General features: G+C 59.6%; 13 protein-coding genes. 2 read left to right on the top strand and 11 right to left on the bottom strand.

From position 1 onward, the window contains the following. Positions 1-260: 260 nt before the first annotated feature. The 11 genes from tssM to tssA form a co-directional block, all read right to left on the bottom strand. A complete protein-coding gene (gene tssM / locus YUU_RS0108580; RefSeq protein WP_027522012.1) occupies positions 261-3,866 on the bottom strand; it encodes a type VI secretion system membrane subunit TssM in 3,606 nt (1,201 codons plus the stop codon). 13 nt (positions 3,867-3,879) lie between these two features. Continuing rightward, positions 3,880-4,761, bottom strand: coding sequence for a type IVB secretion system protein IcmH/DotU (gene icmH, locus YUU_RS50390; protein WP_084801371.1), 882 nt, complete (start codon positions 4,759-4,761; stop codon positions 3,880-3,882). Further along, positions 4,754-6,124 (bottom strand): type VI secretion system baseplate subunit TssK, encoded by a 1,371-nt coding sequence (gene tssK, locus YUU_RS50385; protein WP_063621677.1) that lies wholly within the window; start codon positions 6,122-6,124, stop codon positions 4,754-4,756. The genes icmH and tssK overlap by 8 nt, the downstream gene beginning before the upstream one ends. Before the next feature lie 61 nt (positions 6,125-6,185). Further along, positions 6,186-6,692 carry a type VI secretion system lipoprotein TssJ gene (gene tssJ / locus YUU_RS50380; RefSeq protein ID WP_084801370.1) on the bottom strand — a complete coding sequence of 169 codons (507 nt, stop codon included), beginning with the start codon at positions 6,690-6,692 and terminating at the stop codon, positions 6,186-6,188. After that, entirely contained in the window at positions 6,689-8,440 is a 1,752-nt protein-coding gene (gene tagH, locus YUU_RS0108560; protein WP_027522011.1) for a type VI secretion system-associated FHA domain protein TagH, read from the bottom strand. The genes tssJ and tagH overlap by 4 nt, the downstream gene beginning before the upstream one ends. Positions 8,441-9,076: 636 nt before the next feature. After that, positions 9,077-10,063 (bottom strand): type VI secretion system baseplate subunit TssG, encoded by a 987-nt coding sequence (gene tssG, locus YUU_RS50375; RefSeq protein ID WP_051389662.1) that lies wholly within the window; start codon positions 10,061-10,063, stop codon positions 9,077-9,079. Continuing rightward, the gene (gene tssF, locus YUU_RS0108550) at positions 10,027-11,778 is read right to left on the bottom strand and encodes a type VI secretion system baseplate subunit TssF (protein WP_027522010.1); all 1,752 of its coding nucleotides are present in this window, start codon (positions 11,776-11,778) and stop codon (positions 10,027-10,029) included. Before tssF ends, tssG begins: the two co-directional genes overlap by 37 nt. Positions 11,779-11,782: 4 nt before the next feature. Next, positions 11,783-12,196: a type VI secretion system baseplate subunit TssE gene (tssE, locus tag YUU_RS50370; RefSeq protein ID WP_051389661.1), complete on the bottom strand. Its 414-nt coding sequence runs from the start codon at positions 12,194-12,196 to the stop codon at positions 11,783-11,785. 14 nt (positions 12,197-12,210) lie between these two features. Beyond that, positions 12,211-13,695, bottom strand: coding sequence for a type VI secretion system contractile sheath large subunit (tssC, locus tag YUU_RS0108540; RefSeq protein ID WP_027522009.1), 1,485 nt, complete (start codon positions 13,693-13,695; stop codon positions 12,211-12,213). 11 nt (positions 13,696-13,706) lie between these two features. After that, positions 13,707-14,207, bottom strand: a complete 501-nt coding sequence (gene tssB, locus YUU_RS0108535) for a type VI secretion system contractile sheath small subunit (RefSeq protein WP_027522008.1) — start codon at positions 14,205-14,207, stop codon at positions 13,707-13,709. Between the two features lie 34 nt (positions 14,208-14,241). After that, positions 14,242-15,849, bottom strand: coding sequence for a type VI secretion system protein TssA (tssA, locus tag YUU_RS0108530; RefSeq protein WP_156944170.1), 1,608 nt, complete (start codon positions 15,847-15,849; stop codon positions 14,242-14,244). Positions 15,850-16,700: 851 nt separating this feature from the next. Here tssA and aepX point away from each other — a divergent pair. Together aepX and YUU_RS0108520 are read left to right on the top strand one after the other, a co-directional pair. Then, a complete protein-coding gene (gene aepX, locus YUU_RS0108525) occupies positions 16,701-17,558 on the top strand; it encodes a phosphoenolpyruvate mutase (protein ID WP_027522006.1) in 858 nt (285 codons plus the stop codon). Between the two features lie 123 nt (positions 17,559-17,681). After that, entirely contained in the window at positions 17,682-18,872 is a 1,191-nt protein-coding gene (locus YUU_RS0108520) for an aminotransferase class I/II-fold pyridoxal phosphate-dependent enzyme (RefSeq protein WP_027522005.1), read from the top strand. Positions 18,873-18,891 lie beyond the last annotated feature (19 nt).

Genomic DNA, 18,891 nt, shown 5'->3' with positions numbered 1-18,891 from the left:
CTCGCTCAAGCGGACAACGATCGTCCGGACATCACCGGTTGTTCCCCTGGCAGAAGCCAAAAGTAGGCGGAGCGCCGAGCTCGCGGCATCGATTTCAAAACGCAATTGCGAGCTTTGCTTGTAGCCCGACGGCCTGCGATCGCCTTGCGTCTGATGGGGCGCCTCCAAGGATAGGTTGAGCCGCTGATGCCTCGGTGCAACGAATTACCATTGGCCGGACTCTTCCCGCAGATGGAGAAACGAACGCCGACGCCCGCTGGTCATAGGCTATCCGGGCACCGGAACGAACGAAGGACACTCAAGCTGAACGGATTGCTCACACTTGCCGCGCGCAGCTCGTAGGTCACGCTGGTCCCATCCGGCTTACCGATCGTCACGGCAAACCGATCCGAAGCGCCACCTGAGGCCAGTTGTGACGCGTCGAGGAGCCGGAACAGTGCCCAAGGGCCGGAGCGTTCGATCCTCTCCTCGGTTTTATCTGCCGCGGTAAGCGTAATGGAAGCGATACTTGCATCGCTTCGAGTCGGCCATTCGAACTCGTAGGCACGCGGCGCCTCGTGACGATAGGCGATTTCCTTGCCGTCCAGGACGAACGTCGCGCCCATCAATTTGGGGCTGAGGTAGACTGGCTTGATGCTGAACTTCACTGCCGGTGCGGACCCGGGGCTGCCGAAGAAAGCATTGCGGATCTGGCGCGCGCGCTGAAATTGTATCAATGCATCCGCGCGGATTGGTGCATCTGCGCCATCGATGGTCGCCGGTGCAAGGCCGGTCCGACGGTCGACGACAAGCGGCGAAAGGTATTTCTGAGAAAAGTCATCGACGATGCCGCCGGGACGGAAGAAATCGCCGAAGTCCCTGAGAGTCATGTCTTCGCTTGCCAATTCAAACACTGGATAGCGCTGAAAAATGATACCCTGGCAGACCGGGATCACTTCGTGCGTCCAAACCGCATCGACATGGTCGTGCGCCCGCTTGAGCAAACTGTTCCACGTCTGAAGCGTCGTCTCGTTCATGATGGTGCGAATCGGCTCCGGTCGCAGCGCCGAGTCGGCGCGCAGGGCACCGAAAGCGTCGTTATTCGGATCCTTGGCGCGTCGCTGAACGAGCTGAAACGCGGCCTGGTTCGGATCCGGTGCTGCCACAATGTTGGCCATCGCCGCATAAAGACCGCCGAAGAGACCACGGATATGATCCATGCCCGTCGACTGTCCAGACGCCCCGTCTGTGGCCAGTTGGGCCAGAGGCCGGAACGCTTCGGTGATCCGCGTTCCCGGCCAAGGTGCATCGCCAAACGCAGCACGGAACAGAGCGCCCGCGGCATGACTGACGGCCGCCGAGGAAGGCCCGGCGGTGGTGCCAGGATCTCCGGCCTTGGCCAAGGTCTGCTCCCCTGGCGGCAGCAAATTCGAGTTGTCGCGTACGAGCGAAACGACCTGCTGGAGCGTGCTTTGAGAACCGGCCAATCCGCGCATGATCGCTGAGCCGCGTTGCAAATCGTCAAACTTGACAACGTGGATACTGCTCAGGGCATTTGACCAAACACGGATATAATCGTTGACATACCGATCCATGACTTTGAGCGCGATCTGTTGAATATCTGCCGTGCCGATCGGGGCGCCAGCGAGTAGCCAGTCGGCGTTCTGCTCTGCTCGGGCGATGAGCGGCAGGTTCGGCAGCACGAAATTGAGGAAACCCTCGCGCGTGAAGATCCCCGGGATCATAGCAGCATTGCCAACCGGTTGCTGTTCGTCAATGGCGGGAAAGGCAATCTGCAAGGCGGGCATCTGGGTGATCTCAAGCTGGCCTGAGCCCATTAGACCAATCAAATCGATCGGCCGCAGGCGCGTGTTCTGCGCGCCTTCGCGGAGGAGGCGGGCGTAGACCTGCTCGACGACCGGACGCTTGCTCAACCGGGAGCGTACCGTTCCCACGAATTGCTGGTCGACACTGATGGGCTTCGGCAGCAACTCGATAAGTCGCGCAAAATGCTGGTTCAGCTCGCCCGCCGACGTCGGATCGAGCGCAAACGTGTGCGCGACTTCATTGCGCGCAGCGTGCTCGACTTCGCCACGGTCGAAATGCCCGGGATCGCTCAGCATCCAATAGGTACGGAACACCTGCTTGACCTGATCCAGCAAAGCGTCGTTGCCGGCGCGCAACAGGGCATCGATGCGGATGGCGAGCCTGCCCGCGAAAACCGGCAGCAGGCGATTGAGCAGAATGCGGTCGTAGGCATTTTGGGCAGCTGGCGCGAGCACAGGGGACGCCGAGATGCCGAGACCATCAAGCCAGGCGAACCAACTGTCTTCCCCAGCCGCCAGTCGTAGCCGGTGCGCGGCATTGAGTGTTGGCAGGACGGCTTTAAGGTCGAGCGGTCCGCGCGTCTCCAGGAGGCGCGCCTCCGCAATCTGCGCCGTCGATCTGGTTTGGTCGATACGCGCCTCATTGCGAGTGAAGGCACTATACCACCCAATGAAGGCAGCCACCGTCAGCACCATTGCCATGATATGTCCGCCGCCATGTACCAGCGCGAGCCGGCGCTCAAGTTTTAAATTGCGGCCAACCAGTCCCTGCTCGGCAAAGATCACTTCGGTCAGCAGCTGCTTGATAAAGAACCCCCTCCCCGGCCCAACGCTCGGCATGCGCCGGGCCAACTGCAGACCGAAGTTCCGGCCAATCGCATCGATCACGCAACCGATCGGCTCTCCCTCCTGTGTGCCGCTGGTAAAGTAGACGCCACGCAGCATCGGCTCTACTTCGAAGCGGCGCGATCGGAAGACCTCACCAACGAAGCCGGCGATTGCGCTCCGGATACCCCAGAACTCCTTCGGAAACGCATACATGAGTCCCCGCCGGATGAGATCACGTTCATCGTGCATGCGAAGGGCCAGCCTCGCCTCAAGCCGCTCCGCAAGCTCCTGCATCTCCAGACCTACGGCGTCGCCGATACGATCGCACGGCCCGAGAGGAAAGGTCTTGCCCAAGACTTGGGCACGGCCTTGCTGGTCGAGATCGCCGAAATATTCGGTAAAGCCAGGCACCATATCGCATTTGTTCACCAGCAGATAAACCGGAATGCGCATCCGAAACGTCTTCAGCAGCTCCTGTATCCGCGAACGGATGGCCTCGGTGTGCCGCCGCCTCACCGGCTCGTCCGGCGACAAGAGATCGGCCAAGCTGACCGCAACCAGGATACCGTTGATGGGCCGCCGCCGCCGATGTGTCAGGAGAAGATCGAGAAAGCCGCGCCAGGCCGCACGGTCGACCTCGGCATCCTTGTCCTGCGTCGTGTAACGGCTTGCCGTGTCGATCAAGACTGCATCTTCTGCGAACCACCAATCGCAGTTTCGTGTGCCGCCGATGCCCGCGACCGGTTCGACTCCAAGCTGCCGGGAGAGCGGAAACTCGAGCCCGGAGTTGCGAAAAATCGTCGTTTTGCCCGCGCCCGGTGGGCCAATGATGATGTACCAGGGCAACTCGAACAGATAACTTGGTCCGCGCTTGCCCGCGAAGACCGTATCACGCAGGACCTTAAGTGCGTCCTCGAAACGCCTACGAATGAGTTCGACTTCCTCCCGGCTGTTGTCGGCATGCCCGATCAGGCCCTCGCTCTCCATCAGTGACTTGATGATGCGTCGGTTTGTGCGACGCGCCAGCCAGTAACGGGCAAGCGTGACGAGCACGACCGCGAAAAAAAGGCTCACGATCGCGGCGGCCCGAACGGTCATCTGGTCGAGCGGACGTTGCTCGGACACGACGAGATAAGGACCGCCGAACCAGATGAGTAGACTGATCGCGAGCAAGCAGACCAGCGTAACGATGCCTCGAACCGAGAAGAGTGCCGCCAATTGTGCGCCGAACACGTAGCGTCTCCCCCTAAAGCGGTCTCGAGCGGCCGATCGACTCGATCAACTGCTCGACAGCCGCCAATTGGCTTCCGAGGCGCCAACGGAAAATGGTGTAGCCGATGAGCATTACAGAAGCGGCGACGGCGAAGGCAACCCACAAGCGCCCGTACTTGCGCACACCGGTGCGCGCCCTGATGCCGCGCCATTCGCCCGACAGTTGAGCAGGCGGCGCGGTCGTGTATTCGCCCAAAAGGCGATGGACCTCCGCGCGCAGGTCTTCAAGCTGCTCGCGGCCGCCTTGCATGATGCGATATTTGCCTTCAAAGCCCATCAGCAAGCAGACATTGACGAGCTTTAGCAGTGCGAGGTATTTGGCCGGCTCGGCCTGGATACGCTCGACGATCTGGAAGACCTTTTCGCCGCCCCACGTCTCGTTGTGGAACTGGTTGAGCAGACTATTGTCGCTCCAGACGCTTTCACTGCCCCATGGCGTCGTCATCACAGCTTCGTCGACCAGCGCGCATATGAGGTAACGCGCGGCGCTCACATCGCCGCGGCGCGCCTGATTTTTGACGGCACGCTCTTCGAAGCGACGAATTTGCTCGACAGTTCCACGGCGCATCGCCCCTATATCGGCGTTCTCGACCATGCGAAGCTGCGCGACGATCAATAGGATCGGTGTTGCGGCCGCAACCAATGTGTCTTCCAGTGCGGTTGGCTCGAACAGACCCTGCGCGACAATTTCGGCATGATTGGCGATCCCAACTTCGCCGGGTTCAGCTGCTGGTGTTGGCGTAACGGGAAACCTCGCTGCGGCGGCCCCGGACGGAACGCGAATGGAAGATTGGCCGCGTTGAATATTAGGGGTCGGAGCGAGCGGTCTACGCCCAATGACTGTCGGCTCATCCATGTGTTTCAGCCTGGTTAGCTAAACGTTCTCCGCGGATAGCCCAGAATTCGAGATGCAGATCCGGGTAGTCACCGCTGACGTGAAAAGCGAAGGCCGCCGATCGCGGCAGGGTGCGCCACAGCTCCACTGACTGATCGAGCTCGAAATAGACGGCGTTCTGGATGTAGGGTATCTGGCGCGGTGCCACAGGCAGCGCGCGAATAGGAACACCGGGGAGCTGAAGATTGACGAGATCTCGGATCTGCTCGACCGAGCCTACCTTCATTTGCGCCGGAAGCTGGATGCGCAGTGTCTCGGTCGCCACACTCGCCACCGCTACAAGAACGAAGCGAGCATCCTGAAACAAGGCGCGGTCGGCAATGAGAGCGATCAGGATGCCGTAACCGCGATCCTGCAGCGGCAGCGATATCGCGGCGCCCTGAATCACGACGGACAAGAGCTCGCGCAGGATACGTACCAGAGCCGTGAAGCCGGTCTCGAGATCCTCATGACAATAGGCGGGCATATCTGCGGGTGTGCGGCGATCGCCGGCGAAACTCGACAGCTGTCCTGCAAGGCCAAGCAGCGCGCGGAAAAGCGTTTCGGGATGATGCCCGCGCGTCGCTGCGAAATGGTCGAAAACGGCTTCGGCGCCGTTCACGATGGATAAGGTGACAAGATCGATCAGTCCCGCGCCATCCGCCCTCGCGCGTGACGGATCGGCGCGCGCGGCAAGAGCCTCAGCGCGGGTCCGAAGCAACGACCTGACCTCGTTCAATAGCGCAATCAGCGGTTGGACCGCGTGGATATCGAGGGCCGGCGGGAGGTAGGTGGCGGTCAACGTAATGGCGCCGGCCGCGTCGATCTCGTGGATCCGACCGATAGGCATCGTGATCAGATCGCCCTGCTCCTCATCGTCGAACACAAGATGCGTTGTCAGCGCTGCAACATTAATATCGACGGGAGGCTTTTCAGGCGCAGTCGCATTCCGGACCTGCAGGACCTCCTGACGATGGCGACTCAAAAGTGAATCCCCATCCCCGGGAGAGAGATCGTTGCCGGCTTTCCGGCGCCGCGCCACAGCGATCTTCACCGGCAGGTTCTTCGCCGCAGCTGGAGGTGTTCGTCCAGGTGGAAGCTGACCGTGCTCAGGTAATCGAAGCGCCGTGCCGTCGGGCATAATGGCTTCGAGCTCGGTAAGGACGACCTGCCCGAGCGCGAGGCAGCTGCGATCAAAGGCAATCTTCCGAACGCCCCAACCGTGGGCGATCAGACAGCCGACGCGATTCTCGAGCAGTTGCTCGACCCAGCGGTCGTATTGCTGCAAGTGCTGCGGCCGCACCAACATGCCTTCCGACCAGATCGGTCTACTCGTCACAGCCATCGCCAAGTCGCTTTGTTAATCCGGTCTGCTCAGGACCTCGCCATGACGGCGACAGAGGCAATCAGAAGATCTTCCACCAGTTTTGGCTGGCTTCAACGCTGATCGCATGCGCCGTCAATTTCACCAAAATCGTGTTGTCTCGGTCGGGCTTGATCTCGGCCGTCGATCGCCATTGCGCATCGTTGCCCAGTCGGAAACCGGCGATCACGCCGATATAGCGAGTGTCAATGGGCGTATTGCGCTCGAAATCGTATTTCTCGCCAGGCTTGAGTTCAGTCTCGCGCTTAGCCACCAGGTCGGGCCCGAGGCGTTTGGCGTCGTTGTCGAGCAGCTCGAAGAACTGCGCCCGGTCGAAATTGGTCGTCGACTTCAGCTCATAAATGCGTACGACAACAGGCGACGGCTCACCGCGCGCGTTCTGATTGACGAGCGGATCGGTCTGGATGACGAACTTGATCGACGTTGTCTTCAGGCTCTTATCGATCGAGCAGCTGGCTCCTACGGCGGCTATCAGCAATGCTCCGCTCACGAGAGATAACCGCTGAAGCTTGTACGGCGACACCATCATGGCGCCTTCCGCCCGCTTGGGCCAAGTGCCGAGAGCCGCGAGTCGTAGGCTCTCGCAAACTCTTCTGCGGTATGGGTGCGCACAGCCCGATCGACGTCATTGACCATCGATGCATGCAGCTCGACAAACCGGTCCCACAGCTTGGCCTTGTTGATGCGGGTGCCAAAGAGGCCTTTCCTGGCGCCATCACTCTCGATCCGTTGCGGGCTCATATGTGTGAGAACATTGGTGACCCCCGCGCGCATCGCCGCTATGGCGGCGGCCTCATGCGCCTTGATGTCGTAGAACCCTTCACGGACTGATTGGGAAAGCGGGAGAAAAGCGTGATGCTTCGCAAGCGTCTCGCGCAGCGCGCTATGACCGCTCTTCATGAACTTGAATGCGTTGTTGTCGCCAGCGCGTGCCCGTGCTGGCTCAATCTTGAGTTCGCCTTTGACTATGGTCCACGCAGCCAGAAGCGATTGCAGGCCGTTGGCCATTTCTGTGACCGCGCGGCCGACTTCAGCGAGGACCTCCCGGCGCTGCGCCGACGGCAGACACTCCGGATCGATCCCCAGTACGTTCCAGAGCTCCTGGAGTTCACCTGATTCTGCCGGCGCCCCTGCGGGGGAAAGCGAGGCTGCAATGGGCGTCGCGTCGTGAGCCTGCGAAGCGTCGATCGGCCTCCGCGCAGCCCGCTCATTTATGACCCCCGCCCCATCAGGCCCGCGCTGTCCGGGACGAACATCCGATGCACCGGGAGCGCTCATTGGCCGGCGATCGGCGGAAGCGGGACTGAGCGGATTGGGCGCCACCTGAAACGGGGCGCTTGGTGCGTCGAGGCACCAATTCGTCTCTCGTGGCGATGCGGGCGGCGCCACTCCGAACGAGCTAACCCCCGGCAACAGATCGCCAATTTCAAGGCCCTCTGGAATGATCGGTGCAGGACGGCCGGTCGATTGTGCGGCCGAGCTTTCCTTGAAGAGTGTAGGCGGCCGACGCAATGGCTCGTCAAATGAGGTCTCAGCCTGCGGCAACGGAAAAGGAGGTTCGCGCAGTCGCGCATGCGCGGGCGGCATCTCCGCGTCAACCGCGCTCGAGCATCGCGCCATCCGAGACGAGTCCGCCAGCAGATCCGGCTCGGCTGATCCCTCGTCCTTGCCGGGAACCTCGTCTTCAAGAAGACACAAGAGATCACGCACCTGTGGTGAAACGACCGCCTGTCGCTTCTCTTGCGCAGCTGAATGGGAGGACGACTGGCACCCGTCGATCGCCGTTAACGGATCGAGTGGAAGATCTGCATGCCTACCCAACAGCCCGGCAGCCGTAAGGAGCACATCGGGCAATTCCTCACCGAGTGAAGGCGACGGCACAGCCGGCGTTCCGCCACTGATGCGCACGGCGTTCGAGCTCGTTAAGCCGAGCTGCTTGCGTTTCTCGTCAGGATCGTGCTCGATCATGACCGAGATGATGTAGCTGGCCATGTATAATGTGTCGCCATCGGCCAACGGCGCCGTATTGCCGCGCCCCAACGGCGCGTCGATCGTGTTGATGTAGATGCCGTTCGTACTGGTGTCGGTGACGGAGAATCCGATACCCTTGAACGCGATCTGCGCATGGCGTGCCGATAAAGTATTGGTTGGATCCGGAAGCTGCCAGTTGCAGCCAAGTCCCCGCCCGATAACGCCACCTTCCGGTCCAAACGTCTGTATTGCGTTTCGGCCCAGGCTTTCAGCGTTCTCTCCGATGATTCCGAGTATGAGATGCATCCCAGCCTTGTTCGACTTTACTTTTCAGCGCGCCTTTCGTATGCGCCCACCAGACCAGACTTGTGCGAGGCGCCAACCGTAGCTACCTCCCTTGCACCTGTTCCTTGCACCAGATTTTGAGGTCGATCGGCCGATTCGCACGCACATTCGCTTTTCGTGGACTCTCAGGCGGGTGAAGGAGGCAGTGATTTTTCCCTCTCAGGAGCGCGGCACATAGGTGCGAGAGAAGAAGAGCATCGCTCGTCCTGCGTGTCCGCCTGCATTTAAGCCCCTCTCTTAACGGCATCCTGTTAGCAACCGCCGTGCCAACGGTTCTCACTCTTCAAGCTACTGATCGGCATTTGAAAAATGGGGCGCCGCAAGCAGCGGCCGGTGTTCTGAACGTGACAAGGCGCTACGATTGTCAGATACTGGACAAGCGTCAACATGGGGCTGAGCTCCGACACGACCCCTTCACTTGATCTCGCCGTGTAGCCGATCCGTGCAGGCTCGGCAGAGGCACTTGGGCGGTCGCTGGATGCTTGCGGATGTACCATCTGGCTCCGTCCTTTCAATGCATCAAAGACGAGGGCCTGCCAGAAGCGTGCGCGCCGGACCTCGATACGTCGAACCTGACGAATGAAGTTGCGAAGACGATCACAAGAGAACTGAGCTCTCTGTCGCCTCGAAAGGGTCGATCAACGTTGTCCAGCCCAATTCTCCTCTACCCAGAACCCATTCCGGCATCTCTCCGGGCGCCAGTTCTAGCTTGAGGTCCCAGGCCAGCGGCTCGCGCAACACGGCACTTATAAGACGGCAAAGGATGGTGTGGGTCTCGCGAGCGGGCAGCAGTGACAAAAACTGCTGCTTGCTGAGCGGACCGAGGCAAAGCCGAAATTTTCCCATTAGGTCAGGCATTGTCTCGCCAGCAAGAGTATCAAAGCCGAGCTGAACACCAGGGCTACCCAGACGCCACTGCGCTTCCGGCGGAATCTCGATTTCGCGCCAAATGAATTCTTCAACCCGGGCCGGAAGGTCCAGATGGTTTGAAATGACACCGGCTACGAGCGGTGCCGATCGGCTGGACAAGGCAAGCTGACCTGCATGAGGCAGCAACCGGATCCGCCATTCCCGTTCATCAGCTGTGTTTTCCGCGGGCATGAGCCCAAAAAGCGCACCGACCGACACCGATATCGCATCGGTTGCTCCCTCCTCGAACCGCAAATGGTGGCGATAGTACTTCCAAATTCGCAGCAGCAGGCTAATCAGACGGTGATTGAAAAAATCAAAAAATTGGCCGAGCGCTCCAGTACCGTCCCCGTGAATCACCCGTTCGGTGAACAAGGGGGGCAGCGGCGACGATGGGCCGTGCAGCCCCAGGAAATTGACAAAGACTTCCAGCCGCTCGCCGACGGCCTTGACTTGCGTGATCTCCTCGATCTCGTCAGCGGGAAAGCCGAGCATCGGCGCCGCGCGGAAGCGCACCGCCTCGCGCGCAGGATCGTCGGTTGATCCGATTGGGGGAGCATCGCTGAAGCGCCGTTCAAGAAGGGCTGCGAGAGAGAAAAATCCGTAAGCCGCGAGTTCCTTGACATCGTCGGGCGCAGTCAGAACGGCGTGATCTTTCCGCTTCTCGCTGGCCATGTGTAGTGCGCGTTGCTCTCCGTGCCGCAGACCGAAAACCGGTGCAGCATGTTGATACCGGCGAAGGTCGCGAGGAAGGCGTCGAGTACCGAGCCGAACAGGAACAATTCGCCTTCACTACCGATCTTGCTGTCAGCCACGAAGAGTTCGATGTTGCGCATCCGGATCGGGGCGCCGCGCACCACATGGTCCGTATCGGTGGTCACGAACCGGTCGAGCCCCTCGAGCAACAGCTCCAGGCGACGGCGCGCCTGAAGATCGTGCACCGCGCGGAAATCGTAGCTGGAAATAACGGTCCGCAGCGTATCGATATTGACCATGGAGCCGTAATTGCGCGCCAGATTGGCCGTCAAGCGCCGCAACAGGCCGTCATTGATCGGTGGCGGCACCTCTGCAACGACCCCGGTAATGTTGGAGAAGGTGACCGAGCGAGGCGTGTCGGAGGAAGGCTGATCCACCGCACCAACCGGTAGCCGCTCGGCGATGGGGCCATTGGAACAGGTCAATTGAAGCGAGGCGACATCGATCGGCGGATGTTGGGTGATGTCGAGTCGATCAACGAAACTGACGTAGTGATCGATGCCCCGGCCGACCACCGAGGGGCGAATGCGCTGGCGAAAGTAAGCTCGGCTGCGACCGGCCCCGGGTAGATCGTGGCGCAACAGATCGAATGGCTCGAACTCCATGCGTTCGGGGTGTCCTTGCATGTGGCCGGTCACGCGATCGACAGAACGGATGCTGAAGTTCGGTCCCCCCGACGAAAGCACACGGTATTCGGTTTTCTTCTGGCCCAGGCGGATCGGCGACGCCTCGTGAGCGAAGACATTGATGGCTGGTGCGCAATTCAAGCGAATCTGATCCTTGCTTAAGCGCAATTGCGGGGGGAACGGACGATGAAACTCGATGCCGAGCTTGCACTCGCTCTCCGTCTTGGTTCCGACCGGGTCGAGACCGGACAATTCGACATAGAGGAACTTCGAGGGATAAGTCAGATATTCTTGAATGATCCGGAATCCCGAGAACTCGTTCGGCGGCCAAGGCAAAACCGCCTCGTCATCGCCAAAGCCGACTGGCGCGATTTGTGTTGGCCCAATTGCGGCAACGACCTGTTGATCTCCCACGGTGACTGTCGCTGCCGTGACGTGACGGCACAGCCAGGTCAATAGATAGCGACCTACTTGCGGCTCGCGCTCAGTCGAAAAGAAGAACCGGAGCCGGCCTTTCCGAAGACATGATAGGGTTTGCCGACCGGTTGCCTTGATAGCCAGGGTAAGGCGAGCCGAACTCGTCCGGTTCTCGAGCTCGATGGCATTGATCTCCAGCGGCAGCACGTCAATTGGATAGCAGGTGACAAACGCGCAACTGGTTCCCTCAATCGGACGCGAGCGGATGCTTGTGCCAGCAGGAACGTTCACGCTCACGTCGCTCGCCGATGGCTTCACGGCAAACGCCAGCGTCGTGATGGGCGGCAGGGGTTGGAGATATTGTGGCCATACCATCCGCAACAGGTCATGGACAAGTTCTGGGAACTCGTCGTCGAGCTTCTGGCGTAGCCGCGCCACGAGGAAGGCGAAGCCTTCCAAGAGCCGCTCCACGTCCGGATCGGTCGCTTCACGCCCGAGAAAGGGAGCGAGCTCGGGACTAGCCTGGGCGAAGTCGCGGCCAAGCTCGCGCAAGTAGGACAGTTCATCTTCGTAATACGGGTTGATGGCCACCGCTTCAGCCTCTCAAGAGGACGCGCCTGTCGTCGCTCAAGATCGTATCGAACGAAACGTGCTCGACCTGGTCGTCATCGTTCACCATTGCGGTTACGTGGAACGTCAGCTGTAACGGCTTGTCGGGATCGGCATGAAAGCGGATCGAAACATTTTTCAATCGAGGTTCGAACGCCTCGATCTCCTGCTTGAGCAGGCGAGCGACCGCGCGAACCGCGTCAACTCCCTGGCCGATCGCGTCATTTAGATCTGGCAAGCCGTAGTCAGGTCGCGTCTCGCAGCAGCCCTGGCGCGAGTTCAAGATCCGACGCAGATTTTCCAGAATACTCGCTTGGAGACGGTCGAACGAAAGATGATGCGATGGGACCATGGTCACGGCCGCTTCTTCCAAGCGCTCAATAAGGCTGCGGTCGAACATCGACTACCGACCCTTTATTGCTTGTCGAGCCTGCCCTTTAGCGTCAAAGCAAAATCCGCGCCCATGTACTTCAGGTGCGGGACGACGGATATGCCGACGCGATACCAGCCCGGCTCACCTTCGACATCTTCAACGTCGATCTCCGCCTTACGCAAGGGACGGCGCGAGCGGACATCTGCCGACGGATTCTGCTGATCGGAAACATACTGGCGGATCCAGTTGTTGAGCTCGCTCTGCAGCTCTTCCCTGCTCTTCCATGAGCCGATGTTTTCACGCTGCAGCACCTTGATATAGTGTGCGAACCGGTTGATGATGAACATATAGGGCAGCTGGGTACCAAGCTTGTAGTTGAGCTCGGCTGCCTTCCCTTCCTGGGTATTGCCGAAATACTTCGGCTTTTGCACGGAATTGGCCGAGAAGAAAGCGGCGTTGTCCGAGCCCTTGCGCATGGTCAGGGCAATGAAGCCCTGTTCGGCAAGCTCGAACTCGCGCCGGTCCGAGATGAGCACCTCCGTAGGTACTTTACTTTGCAACTGCCCCATCGATTCAAAGGTATGCAGATTGAGGTCCTCCACCGCCCCACCTGACTGTGGGCCGATAATGTTTGGACACCAGCGGTACTTGGCGAAGCTTTCGGTCAGGCGGGTTGCGAAAGCAAAGGCGCCGTTGCCCCACAGATAGTTGCTTGTCTCGCCATCCGAAGCTTCCTGATAGTTGAAACTCTTTACTGGAACCGTCTCCGGTCCATAGGGCAAGCGCAGAAGGAACCGCGGTAGCGTTAAGCCGAAATAGCGAGCGTCCTCGCTTTCGCGGAACGAATTCCACTTGGCATATTTCGGCCCCTCGAAAATCGATTGCAGGTCCTTGAGGTTGGCGATCTCCTCATGCCTTTCGACGCCGAACATCTCAGGCCCGGTCGAGGCGATGACAGGCGAATGCGACATGGCCCCTACCGCGCTCATGTACCGCATGAGCTTAACGTCTTGACTCCAACTGCCAAACTCGTAGGCCGATATCATGGCTGCGACGGGCTGGCCGCCAAACTGCCCAAACTCGGCTGTGTAGACGAGCTTATACAGACCGGACTTGACGATCTCCGGGCTGTCTTCGAAGTCGGTGAGGAGCTCGTCCTTGCTGACGCTAAGAAGTTCTATCTTAATGTTCTGACGAAAATCGGTTCGGTCGACCAAGAACTTGAGGCCGCGCCATGCCGCCTCAAGCTTTTGGAACTCGTCGGTATGCAGCACGGCGTCGAGCTGAGCCGAGATCTTGCGATCAATCTCCGCGATCATCTGATCGATGAGCGCATTGTTGACCTTCCCATCGGCCCGCCCCGGTTTTATGAGCTCGGCAAGGAAAGCCGCGACGCCCCGGCGGGCGAGGTGGTATCCCTCGTCGCGCGGGGTGATTTTGGTTTCGACGAGAACCTGATCAAGCAGCGAAAGCTCAGTGGTCGTAGTGGTGACTTCGGCGGTTTGCTGCGCGCTTGCGTCAGTCATAGCACCCTCGCTCATGCCACTTGCTCCGGCTTGTCGGTGAGCTCGCCAAGTAGCCGCGGCCTAGCGCCGTCGTCTTCGAGCAAGTTCTGGATCGCTTTACGGAAGTTCGGCACATTGCCAAGCGGGCTCTTCAGAGCGACCAGCGCTGCGCGTAATTCAGTCAACGCTCGAACTTCTGAAATTTGTTGCGCGACACGCTCGGGCTCAAAATCCTTCAGGCTCTCAAACCTCAGCGTTACTGACAGCTTGCCGGCCTCAGGCGATTCGTCGAGCTTGTTCTCGGCCAAAATGTCAAGGCTCAGTTTCTTACCTTTGACGACCTCGTTAAAGTTGTCCTTGTTGATATCGACGAGTTCTCGGTCCTCAACGGGACAATCATCGACCCGTCCGGTGAAGTCACCCAAAACCATCAGCTTGAGCGGCAACTCGACATCCTCCTTGAGGTTGCCGGTTGCCGGCTTGAAGCGGATATTAACGCGCTCCTTCGGAGCGACCGAGCTTTCCTGTGCCATACCAGCTCCCGTTAGCCCTTTGGCTTTGACGAACTCAGCCGCGACCTAGGCGGCTCGCCCGTGCGATGTCGATCCGTGCTGCTCGAATTCGGATCTGCTCCAGTGCGAGGCGACGGCGAGGCTCGTCGATCATCTGTTGCGACTCAGAATGGGTCATTGCGCGGAAGCGCAGTTCAGCAGCCTCAAGCGCAAGCGCCGGCTCCCAACTTTCCAGGTCGCGCTTAGCGACAACCCCTTCAATGTGCTCGAGCAGCGGGACAGCGGTCGTGACGAATCCGGTCTCGACACAGAAACGTGCTTGCGCAAGCTGGCCGACGAAACGCGCACGTTCGCCTGTCGCACCATCCAGCGCACGCGACAGCCTCTCCAGCGCCGCCTGCGGCTGCCCACCGCCGATGAGCTTGTATGCGTCAGCGACCGCCTCCTCCGCGAGATCAGGGCTTGTCGCCACGTCTATCACCGCGGCGGCCCAGGCACGCGTTTCGTCATCTGCAAACGGCCTACCGTTGTTGAAATGACACTCCAAGATCCGCGGATAGCGTGTCACCAGCATGGTCACCGCTCCGCGTACCACCGTGGCCGCCGTCTCAAATGACGGCCCCATTTGCTCCAGCGCCTCGGCTGCATGCCGATGAGCGTCGAGCCAGAACGGTCCCGTCCAGGCGATCTCTTCGGCCAAATTCACGACATCGGCGTGCTGACCGGCCACCACTTTTGCTTCTAATGCGACGATGCTATCGGCGGGCGGAAACACCTCGGTGCGGCCACCCGAATCGGGTGGGAGCGCGTCAAAACGCATCCACGAGCCGACGCGATTGAGCAGATAGGCCTTGGGGTTTGTCGGCGAGGCGAGCCGCATGGCGGCCGCTGCCTGCCGGAGCATATCCGGTAAACGCTCCGTGAACTCGGCCCAGTCGCCATCGACGCCGCGCAGAACCGCCAGATGTGCTACCGCAAGTTGAGGCCCATCAGCCGGTGGCCCAGCTTTCGCCGGCGCGGCCGAGGTCTGCTCGGCAGCACCGACCGCGTCGGCCATGCGATCCGCGGCCTCAGCGGCCGTGCTTTTGGCTTCCTCGTAATGCGGCTTGAGCGCCCGGAAAAGCTCGCCCAAGGCAACGTGCTGGTTGACCAATTTCTCGCCGAACTGGCGATCGAGATCTTCAAGCGCTTCATAGACGGCAAGCACCGCCGGATAATCGGCTTCAGTCGCCGCAGTTTCGGCCACAGCCGGACCAAGGCGACCAACGAGCCAATCGACCGCTCCAACCCGTGCACGTTCCCGCTTGATCGGGGGATAGAGCCCATCCCAATGCACGTCCATCATGCCGCGCAAGATTGCTAGTCCCACGGCAAGACCCTGATATCCCTCGATGCGAAAGAGACCATAGACAGCCCAACAGGCGATCAGAATGTCTTTTGATTGGTTCGCCAGGATATGAAGCGACAGCTTACTGACTCTCCGCCAGTCAACCGCGGCTGGCCCGTCGGCATCCATACGCCGCACTTCGGCCTCGAGCTGCTCAAAGTCGGCCGCATCACGGACGTCAGCGCCGGCAGGCACGGCGCCCGGCACAGGTGCGGCGCCGCAGAACGCGCGTGCATCGGCGGCGGCACTAACCGCTATGCCCATCTGTTCGATCACGGTGAAAAACTCGTGCGCGGACGCGCGTCTAGGCGCATAGCGACGCTGGAGCGATCGAATTCATACCCGCCGCATCCGGTGAACTGAGAAGACCCAATCTTGTAAGCCATTACTCCGACTCGTTATGGAGGCGATGCTGGATGACAACCGTCCTTCAAGGCTCGTGCCAATCGCGAGTGCTTGATTTATAAGAGTATCTGCTAAAGCTGATGTGTCGGCCCTGACAGCCTGTCGCAACTTCGACAGTTGGCATCAGAGACGCTTGATCTCGATCTCGCAGTGCCTGCCCAGATCGGCTATTGAGCTTCGTAGCGGATCCCATGCTTCTGGTATGCTCCTCAAAGACTAAATCACGGCAAATATTGCGCAAGTTGAGGCGCCATCGTGATCCGGGTCGACGGCGACAGCCTCGTCGAGTTTCGACCACTTCAACGGTAGCAATCCGAAGGGTCCTACAATACGAGGAGCCTCGGGGCTTAGCGTCTGGCGCGGAGCCTCAACAATGCAAAGGCCGCCACGATCAACATTGATGAAGCGACTACGGACTCGGTGGGCAAAATTGCCTCCGATCGAACAACTATTTTTTGAATTCTGATACCAACGATCGCACGCCCTATAATTGTCGGGGCGGCAGCCGCGACGCCCTGCATCAATTCGCCTCCACATAACAATTTTTCGCGTCAGTCAACTACCAACGCTAGCAATTGATCTACGTGACAGAAACATGTCACTTTCGGTGGATGAACGTCGGCAGGTCGAACGAGACCTGCAAGGATTTCGGCATGCAACATCAACCACAATATGTATTCGATAACGGACCTAGCCGATCGGCTGTTTCGTCATCCGTAGAAATGCTGCGCGCACTGGTCTGCTCCAATAGCGAGCTCTCGTTCCTCATGGAAGCGCATGACGGACTCTCCGCCGCGATCGCCAAGCGTGCAGGATTCAAAGGTCTCTGGGCGTCGGGCCTGTCGATTGCCACCACTCTCGGCTACCGCGATGCCAACGAAGCTTCATGGAGCCAGTTCGTCGACGTGGTCGAGCGCATCGTGGACTCGACCGCGCTTCCTGTGCTCGTTGACGGCGATGGCGGCTTTGGAAACTTCAATAATGCACGCCTCTTGGCGCGCAAGCTCCGTCAGCGTGGCGCAGCCGGCGTCGCGCTCGAGGACAGTTGTTTTCCGAAGATGAACTCATTTGTTGGCGAGCGGCATCCCCTCGCCGATATCAATGAATTCTCTGGCCGTCTGCGGGCCGTGAAGGATACAGTCGCGGACGACATGGTCCTCGTTGCTCGGATCGAAGCCCTGATCGGCGGCCATGTAATGGACGAAGCACTTTTGCGCGCTCACGCTTACGCCGACGCGGGCGCCGATGCGATTCTTATCCACTCACGAAAGAGCAGCGCGGACGAGATCTTTTCGTTTGTGAGTGCCTGGCAGAACAGGCTGCCGGTCGTCATCGTTCCTACGAAGTACTTCCGAACACCGGTCTCAACATATCGCGACGCCGACATCTCGACGGTGATCTGGGCGAATCACTCCATGCGAGCCGCAGCGGCAGCAATGCGGCAAGTCTGCGATGACATAATGGCCGAGGAAGGCATTGCCGGCGTTGAGCCACGTATCGCGACGCTCGACGAGGTCTTCGCGCTGTTGGGGTATGACGAACTCGCCCGTGCGGAAGTGCGATATCTGACTCCCCGATAACCTACGGCGGTCGGAGCATGAGTTCTTTCGTTCGGGTCGTTAGGTCACCTTTCGAAAGGCTTCCGGCAGACTTTACGCCACGGCGGTAACCATAAAGCGGCATTTTAGATCGAAGGAAACGGCATGTTGGCGCAACGGACAGCCTTGCTCAACCCGTCGGGCACCGCCGCGGCGAGGGCCACTGCCAAAGCAGCTGCCGCGAAGGGCGAGGAAATTATCGATTTAACCGCCGGAGAGATCTGGGCCGATATAGCACCATCGGTGCGCGAGGGGGCAATCGCCGCGATCAGCCGCAACCTCAACCGCTACACCGACACGATCGGTCTGATGGAGTTGCGCCATGCACTAGCTTGCAAGATTTCCGCCGAAGCTACTCAACCCTGGTCGGCAGACGAGATCGCGGTGACGAGCGGCGCCAAACAGGCGCTCTTCAATGCGGCCATGGCTCTTCTGAATCCCGGGGATGAAGTGCTCATCCCCGCCCCCTACTGGACTACGTTCCCGGCCCAGATTGTCGTTGCCGGCGGCAAGCCCGTCTTTATCGAAACCCGACATAATAACTTTGTCCCGAGGCTTACGGACCTCGTGGCGGCTATTACATCAAAGACTAAGGCGATCGTAGTCAACACGCCGAATAATCCGACCGGCTCGATCTACGACCGCGACATTCTTGCTGGCATTGCCAAACTCGCCATCGACCGGGACCTCTGGATCATTTTCGATGAATGCTACGGAGCTTTCGCCCATGCCCCACATACCCATCATCCGATCGTTTCGGTCGCCCCCCAGGCACGCGATCGTACTTTGATTGTCAATTCGTTTTCCAAGTCGTTGGCCCTTACAGGCTGGCGGATTGGTTATCTCGCCGGCCCCAAGGCGGTCATCAGTGCGGCTAAGACGTTACAAAGCCATACCACGTCCAATCCCAATGTCATTGCACAGCATGCGCTGCTGCATTACCTGGAGCGCGGTGATCCCGCATTCCAACTGCAGTTGCAGAACCATGTGGCCAACGCGCGAGCGCGCGGGCTGTCGATTCTTTCAGGGCTGACATCGGTGCCCTCGCCCGCTGCGCAAGGTGGATTCTACTTCTATCTTGATCTTACCGAATTGCTGCGGCGCACCAACCGTAATGGTCGCGAATTCAATGCCGATGACGTTGTTAACGCCTTGCTGACGGATGCTGGTATCGCAACTGTTTCCGGCACCGCATTTGGCGATCCCGCTGGAGTTCGACTCTCCTACGGCATCGATCTCGAATTACTCGACAAAGGCTTGCAGCGTCTGACCGCAACTCTGAACACGTGGAACTGAATAATCGGCTCCGGCCAAG

The organism is Bradyrhizobium sp. Ec3.3, from assembly GCF_000472925.1.
Taxonomy (GTDB): domain Bacteria; phylum Pseudomonadota; class Alphaproteobacteria; order Rhizobiales; family Xanthobacteraceae; genus Bradyrhizobium.
The sequence above is the reverse complement of the archived record's forward strand: the minus strand, read 5'-3'. Positions and strand labels throughout refer to the sequence as shown.